Raw genomic sequence first — 3,342 nt, forward strand, 5'->3', positions numbered from 1 at the left:
AGAATTATTTACTTTTCACCATTGTTTTTCAAATTTTGCAGATAGATAAGAGAAATAAAAAATGACAAGATCAGAAAGATACGCAGTGATACTTGATTATTTTCAAAAAAACAATCCACGGGCCCAAAGTGAACTGCATTACAAAACGCCTTACCAATTGCTTGTAGCCGTTATACTCTCGGCTCAATGTACCGATAAACGGGTGAATCAGATAACTCCTGCTTTTTTTGAAAAATTTCCTACCAGTAAACAATTGTCGGTTGCAATAATTGATGAGGTATATGAGCTGATCAAGTCCTGTTCCTATCCCAACAGTAAAGCGAAACATTTGTTAGGTATGGCTGAAATGCTTGAAGAAAAGTTTCATGGAGAAATGCCTTCGGAAATTGACGAACTAAAAAAACTTCCTGGGGTAGGACAAAAGACAGCCAATGTAATTGCTTCCATTATATATAATAAGCCAGTGCTCGCCGTAGATACTCATGTTTTCAGGGTTTCTGCCCGTCTTGGGTTGACAACTGGAGCCAAAACCCCTTTGGCAGCTGAGAAGCAGTTGGAAAAATATATTCCTGAAGAACTTATTCCAATTGCCCATCATTGGCTGATCCTCCATGGACGATATATTTGCCAGGCCCGTAAACCTAAATGTTTGGAATGTGGATTGAGACCCTATTGTAAATATTTTCAAAACTTGTCGCAAAAGACTGTTAACTAAAAAAGAAAAATTACAAGTCGTTTATTTTATAGGTTTGATAAGAATTTTAAGAAAATTATAAAAAAGTAATAATAAAAACTGAAGTATTGTTTTATAAAAAATTATACTAATTTTACTAGCATAAAAAATTTTTTCATGCAACCAAAATAAAAAAAATTATTATATGCAGAAGCTATATGGTTTTACTTTGAAAAATGGATTGCTTTTTGCTTTATTAGGCTTGTTACTTTTTTCATGCAAAAGTAACAAAGGCAAAGCGAAAGAAGAGGAAGTCAATATCGATTCAACTGAATTAAGTCAAAGTCTGACTAAAGATGTAAAAGAAGCAAAGAAAGTATTTTATTCGTTGCCTACACCTTTGGAAATAGCTGTATTGATTAAGAAGACCGGCGTTCAGTACAATGAATCCCTGCTGAATCCTGTTGGCAACGTGACTAATTATACCACGAATAAAGTAATGGCACTCAACCTGGGTGTTTATACCATGGATTTGAGTTTCGCCAGTTTATTTGACCAGACCCAGACGGCAATCAACTATATGAATACCGTAAAGAAATTGGCAAATGGCCTGGGTATATTAGATGCCGTTGATGATAATACCATTAAACGGCTTGAGGAAAATATACATAACCGGGAAATTGTAATGGATATTATTTCCGAAACGTTTATGTCTTCCAGCTCCTTTTTAAAAGAAAATGATCGTCCTGCGGTTGCTGCCATTGTCCTTGTGGGGGGATGGGTTGAAGGTCTTTACCTGGCAACCCAACTGGTCGGCAATAACCCCGTTAAAGGGAATAAAATGGCTGCCCGCATTGCCGAACAAAAATTAAACCAGGATATCGTCATTTCTCTTTTGGATGAATACAAAGGCAATCCTGATGTGGCTTCCGTACTTGTTCAGGTTAGAAAAATCAAATCTGTTTTTGATAAAATAAAAATTAATTCTTCTAAAGTTGTACCTGAAGTGGATAAAAAATCAAATGTTACTACGTTGAAATCAAAAATTACCGTAAATTTCACTCAGGCTACTTTTAATGAGTTAAAAGTGTGTGTTAAAAATGTGAGACATGATTTTATATTCTAAAATGTACATCGCTATGAAAAAAATAATACAACTGATTACAATACTTTCATTCATTTTATTAGTCCCTTTTTCCGGCTATGCTCAATGTAAGGGTTTTGCCAAAAAAATCTGCAAGATGGAACTGGGGTCATATATCCATGATGGCAATTATCATGCAGCAGTTCTTACAGAGGGCGAAGAAGCCGAGTTGTACAAGACCTGCTCCTCCGGACAGGAATATCGTTTGACTGTCTGTTCTTCAGAGGTCTTTCCTAATATAGAATTTAAAGTGTTGGATGCAAACAACAGGGTACTATTTTTTAACCGGGATCATAATTATACCAGAGTCTGGGATTTTAAACCTCAAGCCAGTCAACAATTAAAAGTATGGGTCAGGGTTCCGGTAAGCTCAAAATCATCTTCGGGAGATGTTGTCAGCGGGTGTGTAGCAATTATGTTTGGTTTTAAAAACAAGTAAAAGATACAAGTATTATTTATTCTGATCAAGCCTATGGATACATAGGCTTTTTTTGTATGTCCGCAAAATTCCTTCATTCCTTTTTAGATTTAATTTACAGTATTGCAATTCTTCGTAAAATCAAATGCCCGGGGTCTAAGATCTTCATGATAATTTAGATTGATATGATGAAATTCATAATCCTATAAGGATTTTAAATATCAATGTTATGAAAATGTTTTTGTACAATTTTATAAATTTGACCAAAGGCAATTTTGATAATTTTAACTAACAATATCAAACAATAAAAGTGCAAAAAGATTAGATAGGTAAGCCTGAAATTTGCCTAAAAATCTTGAATTGCAGAAGGATGGAAAATTGTCTTTTGATCCCCTTTGTAATTTTTTGGAAAATTTTTTCTTAACTTTTGTATAAAATTTTAGGGATATTTTAAAATTTTTCCGGTACAGTCTCTGCATTTGTCATATTGGATATGCTGAAAACGAATATTTAGAAGGGTTTTCTAATTACTTATGTTAGATAGGATATTTACTAAGCTTGTGTTTTTGGCCATTTTCTCAGTAATAAATTTCGTGGGTTCACAGTATGTTTTCAAAAGAATAGCCTTGAAAGTAGTCGGTTACATTTGGAAGAAAAATGTGGTGGGGGCAATATTTCTGTTTTGGGCAGCAATTCCTGTACTTGTTGCCCAAAACACTTATTATTCTTATCAGTCGGGTAATTGGGATGTATCGCGTACCTGGACTACTGATCCTTCTGGAACTACATTAGTAAATCGTGGCGTACCAGCTTCAGGCGATGCGGTGGTGATTCTTAATGGCCGCACGGTTACCATTCCAACGGGTGTCCAGGCTAATGTTTCTTCTCTTGTTATTCAGCAAGGTGCAGTATTGGACCTCACCAGTACTTTCAATCATAATTTTGGGGATTTTAGCGGTTCCGGATTATTAAGGCTTTCGCCCACAACCTCTCCGGCTCCTTTTCCTGCTTTTGCTACAGGAAATTTTGTTCAGGCCGGCGGCGGAACAATAGAGTATTATGTCGGCCCAACTCTGCCTCCGGCAGAACTGCAATTTCAGCAATTGA

The 3,342-nt window shown here is 35.8% G+C and carries 4 protein-coding genes; all 4 read left to right on the top strand.

Translation table 11 applies throughout. The annotated features are described in order from the left end of the window. Positions 1 to 61 precede the first annotated feature (61 nt). On the top strand, positions 62 to 715 hold the full coding sequence (gene nth, locus Q8907_14705) for an endonuclease III (protein ID MDP4275522.1): 654 nt from the start codon (positions 62 to 64) through the stop codon (positions 713 to 715). A 163-nt stretch (positions 716 to 878) separates the two neighbouring features. Then, the gene (locus tag Q8907_14710) at positions 879 to 1,799 is read left to right on the top strand and encodes a hypothetical protein (protein ID MDP4275523.1); all 921 of its coding nucleotides are present in this window, start codon (positions 879 to 881) and stop codon (positions 1,797 to 1,799) included. Between the two features lie 13 nt (positions 1,800 to 1,812). Next, positions 1,813 to 2,256 carry a hypothetical protein gene (locus Q8907_14715; GenBank protein ID MDP4275524.1) on the top strand — a complete coding sequence of 148 codons (444 nt, stop codon included), beginning with the start codon at positions 1,813 to 1,815 and terminating at the stop codon, positions 2,254 to 2,256. A 605-nt stretch (positions 2,257 to 2,861) separates the two neighbouring features. Next, the coding region (locus Q8907_14720) for a hypothetical protein (protein ID MDP4275525.1) at positions 2,862 to 3,342 on the top strand (481 nt) is incomplete at its 3' end.

The organism is Bacteroidota bacterium (assembly GCA_030706565.1).
GTDB lineage: Bacteria > Bacteroidota > Bacteroidia > Bacteroidales > JAUZOH01 > JAUZOH01.

What these genes read in the sequence shown, in the direction of transcription:
- Q8907_14715 (MDP4275524.1), top strand. Translation starts at nt 1,813, where the DNA reads ATGAAAAAAATAATACAACTGATTACAATACTTTCATTCATTTTATTA.
- Q8907_14710 (MDP4275523.1), top strand. Translation starts at nt 879, where the DNA reads ATGCAGAAGCTATATGGTTTTACTTTGAAAAATGGATTGCTTTTTGCT.
- nth (MDP4275522.1), top strand. Translation starts at nt 62, where the DNA reads ATGACAAGATCAGAAAGATACGCAGTGATACTTGATTATTTTCAAAAA.